This window comes from Mesorhizobium shangrilense (assembly GCF_028826155.1).
Lineage (GTDB): Bacteria > Pseudomonadota > Alphaproteobacteria > Rhizobiales > Rhizobiaceae > Arvimicrobium > Arvimicrobium flavum.
In genome coordinates, this window is record NZ_JAQGPN010000005.1 from 129,696 (window position 1) to 135,695 (window position 6,000).

Annotated in this window: 7 protein-coding genes; 5 read left to right on the plus strand and 2 right to left on the minus strand. The window is 64.7% G+C overall.

The genetic code is table 11. From position 1 onward, the window contains the following. Positions 1 to 171 precede the first annotated feature (171 nt). Both PD284_RS26835 and PD284_RS26925 read right to left on the minus strand, forming a co-directional pair. Positions 172 to 492 (minus strand): CoA-transferase, encoded by a 321-nt coding sequence (locus PD284_RS26835; RefSeq protein WP_274631398.1) that lies wholly within the window; start codon positions 490 to 492, stop codon positions 172 to 174. Beyond that, entirely contained in the window at positions 480 to 608 is a 129-nt protein-coding gene (locus tag PD284_RS26925; protein ID WP_338036702.1) for a hypothetical protein, read from the minus strand. Before PD284_RS26925 ends, PD284_RS26835 begins: the two co-directional genes overlap by 13 nt. A gap of 392 nt (positions 609 to 1,000) precedes the next feature. Here PD284_RS26925 and PD284_RS26840 point away from each other — a divergent pair, with 392 nt between their 5' ends. From PD284_RS26840 to PD284_RS26860, 5 genes are all read left to right on the plus strand, one after another. Next, positions 1,001 to 1,885 carry an AraC family transcriptional regulator gene (locus tag PD284_RS26840; protein ID WP_274631399.1) on the plus strand — a complete coding sequence of 295 codons (885 nt, stop codon included), beginning with the start codon at positions 1,001 to 1,003 and terminating at the stop codon, positions 1,883 to 1,885. A 220-nt stretch (positions 1,886 to 2,105) separates the two neighbouring features. Further along, positions 2,106 to 3,104 (plus strand): ABC transporter substrate-binding protein, encoded by a 999-nt coding sequence (locus tag PD284_RS26845; protein ID WP_411956306.1) that lies wholly within the window; start codon positions 2,106 to 2,108, stop codon positions 3,102 to 3,104. Positions 3,105 to 3,176: 72 nt separating this feature from the next. After that, positions 3,177 to 3,995 (plus strand): ATP-binding cassette domain-containing protein, encoded by an 819-nt coding sequence (locus tag PD284_RS26850; RefSeq protein WP_274631401.1) that lies wholly within the window; start codon positions 3,177 to 3,179, stop codon positions 3,993 to 3,995. Further along, on the plus strand, positions 3,992 to 5,242 hold the full coding sequence (locus tag PD284_RS26855; RefSeq protein WP_274631402.1) for a sugar ABC transporter permease: 1,251 nt from the start codon (positions 3,992 to 3,994) through the stop codon (positions 5,240 to 5,242). The genes PD284_RS26850 and PD284_RS26855 overlap by 4 nt, the downstream gene beginning before the upstream one ends. Before the next feature lie 22 nt (positions 5,243 to 5,264). Continuing rightward, positions 5,265 to 5,993: an SDR family oxidoreductase gene (locus PD284_RS26860; RefSeq protein WP_274631403.1), complete on the plus strand. Its 729-nt coding sequence runs from the start codon at positions 5,265 to 5,267 to the stop codon at positions 5,991 to 5,993. Positions 5,994 to 6,000 lie beyond the last annotated feature (7 nt).

Here is a 6,000-nt window from a genome sequence, read left to right on the forward strand (position 1 = left end):
GCCCGTTTACGCAATCCCCACTCGTCCTGGCTGTACTGCTATTCGCTCGGCATCGCGCTCTTGGTTCCCGGGGAGGCGGCCGCCGCTCGTGGCGTCACGAACAGGTTCGGCGGAGTGCGTCGCTGGCTTCGCCCCTGCCGCAAGGCGGAGCCTGAATTCCAAGCAATTCAATCAATACCGCCCAATTTCGTGACAGCGTATCGATGCGACTATCATAACAAGTCTGGCGGCAACAACGTTCTGACGGGACCTTACCAATATATCTGCGCCGGTCATAGTCTGAAGCATTTCGACATCCAGTCCATCGACGGCCTCTATTAATACAAAGCGACCATCGATCACGTGGATGACGGCCAGATCGGTGAACACCTTTGAAACAACCGCCAGGCCCGTGAGCGGATAGCTGCAACGCTTTACCAGTTTGGGCTCTGCGTCTCGGGTGCAATGGCTCATCAGGACGTAGACCTCTTTCGCGCCGGTCACCAGGTCCATCGCGCCCCCACCCCGGGTACGGCCTCGTCGCCCGCCTTCCAGTTCGCGATGTCGCCGTTCTCGGCGACCTGATACGCTCCCATAATGGCAAGATCGATGTGCCCCCCTCGGATCATGGCGAAACTGTCAGAGTGATCGAAAAACGAGGTGCCGGGTATTTCACGGTGGCAAGCGTAGTGCCGTAGGTGCGAATGTGGACACCAGCTCAATCGCCTATGCCTTAAACCTTCGAGAACTGGCGCAGAATGCACGCATGGCCAACATGAGGCGCACCCCGGAAAGGTGGCTTCGAGGCTGGAGAATCGCCGGCGAGTTGCTCGGAGGGGGTTACAATGCACTGCACAATTCTCGTCGTTGCCGCGCCGCTCGGGATCAAAAAAGTATCATCTTCTCTCCCGTAATGTGGTGGCGTGTATGAACTCCGCTCGCTAACATCCCCTCAATCAGCCGCTCCAGAATGCGGCCGAAAGAACGATGGGCTGCTTTCATGCCCACGGGAGGAAGCAAGGTGGAACCTGATCTGGAAGTCGTCCAGATTAGACCCGGCGAATCTTTCGCAGCGTGGTCGCATGGTTACCCGTTTCGTACGGTGCGGTGGCACTTTCACCCCGAATACGAACTTCATCTCGTCGCCGCCACGAGCGGCCGCTATTTCGTCGGCGATTTCATCGGCGATTTCGAGCCGGGCAACCTGGTGCTGACGGGGCCGAACCTGCCGCACAACTGGGTGAGCGACATCCCGAAGGGCGCGTCCGTGCCGCTGCGCTGCCGCATCGTGCAGTTCACCGAGCAGTTCATCGAGGGAATGCAGGCGGCGCTGCCGGAACTCGCGGCGTTGCAGCCTGTGCTGGAGCGCTCCCGGCGCGGCGTGCTGTTCTGCCGCGAGACGAGCCGCCAGGTAGAGCCGCTCATGCAGGAACTGATGGGCGCGCAGGGCGTGCGCCGCGTCGAGCTGTTCCTGCTGATCCTCGGCCAGCTCAGCCGCAGCCACCATTCGCAGGCGCTGGCAAGCGCCAGCTACCTGCCCGATCCGTCCGGCTACATGTCTGTCGGCATCAACAAGGCGCTCGCCTTCCTGCGTGAGAACCTGACGCAGCCCTTCACCGAAGCGGAGCTCGCGGCGATCGCGGGGCAGTCGACCAGCGCCTTCTCGCGCACCTTCCGCAGGCACACCGGCATGTCGCTCGTTCAATATGTGAAGCGGCTGCGCATCAACCTCGCCTGCCAGATCCTGATGAGCGACGAGCCGGCGCAGATCGCCGAGATCTGCTTCGAGGTCGGGTTCAACAATCTATCTAATTTCAACCGGCAGTTCCGCGCCGAGAAGGGCATGACGCCGTCGCGGTTCCGCCTCTTGAGGATGGACAACAGCAAGGCTGCGCAGGCCGCATAGGTCCGACGAGGAAGCAGGAACGGAGAAGATCGAGCGCGGGCGCCCGCCCGCGAACGGGATTGTTTTGCCTGCAGCTGGCCCCGGCCGGACGGCATGGCAGAAGACTGGCAGGCCGGCCCAACCGGGCCGGATGGAGAAAGTGAAAGTCAACCGGAGGAACATGAACATGAAGACTTCACGCAGGTCACTCACGGCGCTCGGTGCATTCTGCCTTGCGCTGATGGGCAGCGCGGCATGGGCGCAGGAGGATGCCACGGTGGCGTTCCTGATGCCCGACCAGGCATCGACGCGCTACGAGCAGCACGACTATCCGGGCTTCAAGGCGGAGATGGAGAAGCTCTGCCCGAAATGCACGGTCGTCTACCAGAACGCCAATGCCGACGTTGCCCTGCAGCAGCAGCAGTTCAACTCGGTGATCGCCCAGGGCGCCAAGGTCATCGTGCTCGACCCGGTCGACTCCGCGGCGGCCGCTGGCCTCGTGCAGCTGGCGCAGTCGCAGGGCATCAAGGTCATCGCCTATGACCGCCCAATTCCCGACAAGCCGGCCGACTATTACGTGTCCTTCGACAATGAGGGCATCGGTAAGGCCATCGCCGAGTCGCTTGTCCAGCACATGAAGGCGGCTGGCGTGCCGGAGGGTTCGGGCGTCCTGCAGATCAACGGATCGCCGACGGACGCGGCCGCCGGCCTGATCCGCGACGGCATCCACAAGGGCCTCGAAGGGTCCGGCTACAAGACGCTGTCGGAGTTCGACACGCCGGACTGGGCTCCGCCGAAGGCGCAGGAGTGGACGGCGGGCCAGATCACCCGCTTCGGCGCCGACATCAAGGGCGTCGTGGCCGCCAATGACGGCACGGGCGGCGGCGCCATCGCGGCCTTCAAGGCCGCGGGCGTCAACCCGGTGCCGCCGGTGACCGGCAACGACGCGACGATCGCGGCGCTGCAGCTCATCATCTCGGGCGACCAGTACAATACGATCTCGAAACCGTCCGAGATCGTCGCCGCAGCCGCCGCGAACGTCGCCGCCCAGTTCCTCAAGGGCGAGACGCCGGAACCCAAGACGAGGCTCTACGACACGCCGTCAGAGCTGTTCGTCCCGGCGGTCGTCACGGCGGAGAACATCAAGGCGGAGATCTTCGACAAGGGCATCAACAAGCCCGAGGAAATCTGCACCGGTGAATATGCCGAAGGCTGCAAGAAGCTCGGCATCACGCAGTAGGCAAGTCGCACCCTCCCCGCCCGGCCGGAGCGATCCGGCCGGGCATCTTCTCAAGGGAACAGGACGCACGGCATGACCGAAGCAACCGCAAGCACCCCGGCAACAGGCAATGCGATCCTGCGCCTGCGCAACATCTCCAAGAAATTCGGCGCGGTCTCCGCACTCACCGACATCGACCTCGATGTCCATGCGGGCGAGGTCGTCGCCTTGGTCGGCGACAATGGTGCGGGCAAGTCGACCCTGGTCAAGGTGCTGGCCGGCGTGCACCAGCCGACGTCGGGCACGATCGAATTCGACGGCCGCGAGGTGACGCTGAGCAACCCCGCCACCGCCCTCAACATGGGCATCGCCACCGTCTTCCAGGACCTCGCGCTCTGCGAGAACCTCGACGTCGTCGCCAACCTTTTTCTCGGGCACGAGCTCTCGCCCTACCGACTGGACGAGGTCCAGATGGAGGTCCGCGCCTGGACCTTGCTGAGGGAACTGGCGGCGCGCATCCCTTCGGTCCGCGAGCCCATCGCCTCGCTCTCCGGCGGCCAGCGCCAGACGGTCGCGATAGCGCGCTCGCTGCTGCTGAGCCCCAAGATCATCATGCTGGACGAACCGACCGCCGCGCTCGGCGTCGCGCAAACCGCCGAAGTGCTCAACCTGATCGAGCGGGTCCGCGAGCGTGGCCTCGGCGTCATCGTCATCAGCCACAACATGGAAGACGTGCGCGCCGTCGCCGACCGCATCGTCGTTCTGCGCCTCGGCCGCAACAACGGCATCTTCACGCCGGAAACATCCAACCACGAGCTGGTCGCAGCCATTACCGGTGCGACCGAGAATTCGGTTTCACGCCGCGAGGGTCGCAAAGCCGCTCACGACCACGCACCGGAGCAACGGCCATGAGCAACAAGGAAGCGACAGCACCAGCCGCGCTCGACCGCAGCGACGCGCGGATGCGCCACGAAGAGGGGATGATCGACGCGTTCTGGAGCTTCATCGACCGGGTCCGCTCGGGCGATCTCGGCATGCTGCCGGTGGTCGTCGGGCTGGTGCTGATCTCGATCGTGTTCTCGAGCCTCAACCCGGTCTTCCTGGCGCCCAACAATCTGGTCAACCTGCTGTTCGACTGCGCCACGGTCGGCGTCATCTCGCTCGGCATCGTGTGCGTGCTGATGCTCGGCGAGATCGACCTGTCCGTCGGCTCCATGAGCGGCTTCGCCTCGGCCTTGGTCGGCGTGCTGTGGGTCAACAGCGGCTGGCCGGTGGTCGGCGCAATCTTCGTGGCGGTAGCCGCGGGCGTCGTGGTCGGCTCGCTCTACGCCTTCCTCTACAACCGGCTCGGCATGCCGAGCTTCATCGCTTCCCTCTCGGGCCTGCTCGCCATCCTGGGCATGCAGCTCTACATCCTCGGGCCGACCGGCTCGATCAATCTCCCCTACGCCTCGCCGCTGGTGTCCTTCGGGCAGACACTCATCATGCCGGCATGGCTGTCGCACACGCTCGCACTGGCGCCCGGCCTCGTGCTGGTGGTGACGGGGCTGGCCACGATGCGTCACCGCAAGGCCGCCGGCCTGACCGCCGCGCCGATGACCCTGCTCATCGTCAAGGCGGTGGCGCTGACCGCGCTGCTCGAGTTCGGCATCTATTACCTGAACCTCGGACGCGGCGTGCCGTGGATGTTCGGCTTCTTTGTGCTGCTGGTCGTGGTGCTCAACTATGCGCTCACCCGCACGAAATGGGGACGTTCGATGTTCGCCGTCGGCGGCAATCGGGAGGCGGCGCGGCGTTCCGGCATCAATGTGCGGCGCATCTACACCTCGGCCTTCGTGCTGTGCTCGACGCTTGCCGCGGTGGGCGGCATCCTTACGGCGTCGCGGCTGGCGACCTCCAGCCAGCAAGCCGGTACGGGAGACGTCAACCTCAACGCCATCGCGGCGGCTGTCATTGGCGGGACGAGCCTGTTCGGCGGACGCGGCAGCGCCTACTCGGCGCTTCTCGGCATCATCGTCATCCAGGCCATCTCGAACGGGTTGACGCTGCTGAACCTGTCGTCGTCGCTGCGCTACATGATCACCGGCGGCGTGCTGGCAGTCGCGGTGATCGTCGACTCGCTTGCCCGCCGCTCACGCGTCAGCCATGGCCGCGGCTGAAATCTGTATCGGAGTATCTGCCATGTCCAAGTTCCTCGAAGGCAAGGTCGCCGCGGTCACCGGCGCGGCGTCCGGCATAGGCCTCGAATGCGCCAGGCATATGCTCGCCGCCGGCGCCAGCGTGGTGCTGATCGATCGCGCCGAGGACCGGTTGAGTGCGCTGTGCGCCGAGCTCGGCCCGAAGGCGCATCCGTTGGTCGTCGACCTCATGGACGGCGGCCAGGTCTCCGGCATCCTGCCGCGCATCCTGGACCTGGCCGGCGGCCTTCACATCTTTCACGCCAATGCCGGCGCCTATATCGGCGGACCGGTGGCGGAAGGCGATCCGGACGTATGGGACAAGGTGCTGAACCTGAACATCAACGCCGCGTTCCGAAGTGTCCATGCCGTGCTGTCGCACATGATCGCACAGAAGTCCGGCGACGTCGTCTTCACCAGTTCGATCGCCGGCGTGGTTCCTGTGGTCTGGGAGCCGATCTACACGGCCTCGAAATTCGCCGTGCAGGCCTTCGTGCACTCGACCCGCCGCCAGGTCTCCGAGCATGGCGTGCGCATCGGCGCGGTTCTGCCGGGACCGGTGGTGACGGCGCTGCTTGACGACTGGCCGAAGGCCAAGATGGACGAGGCTCTGGCCAACGGCAGCCTGATGCAGCCGAAGGAGGTCGCCGAGTGCGTGATGTTCATGCTGACGCGACCCCGCAATGTCGTCGTGCGCGACCTCGTGATCCTGCCCAACAGCGTGGACCTGTGAGCCTGCC

Bases quoted from the DNA above. Each gene is read 5' to 3' on its own strand.
- PD284_RS26835 (WP_274631398.1), bottom strand. From the start codon at position 492: ATGGACCTGGTGACCGGCGCGAAAGAGGTCTACGTCCTGATGAGCCAT.
- PD284_RS26925 (WP_338036702.1), bottom strand. From the start codon at position 608: ATGATCCGAGGGGGGCACATCGATCTTGCCATTATGGGAGCGTATCAG.
- PD284_RS26845 (WP_411956306.1), top strand. From the start codon at position 2,106: ATGGGCAGCGCGGCATGGGCGCAGGAGGATGCCACGGTGGCGTTCCTG.
- PD284_RS26850 (WP_274631401.1), top strand. From the start codon at position 3,177: ATGACCGAAGCAACCGCAAGCACCCCGGCAACAGGCAATGCGATCCTG.
- PD284_RS26855 (WP_274631402.1), top strand. From the start codon at position 3,992: ATGAGCAACAAGGAAGCGACAGCACCAGCCGCGCTCGACCGCAGCGAC.
- PD284_RS26860 (WP_274631403.1), top strand. From the start codon at position 5,265: ATGTCCAAGTTCCTCGAAGGCAAGGTCGCCGCGGTCACCGGCGCGGCG.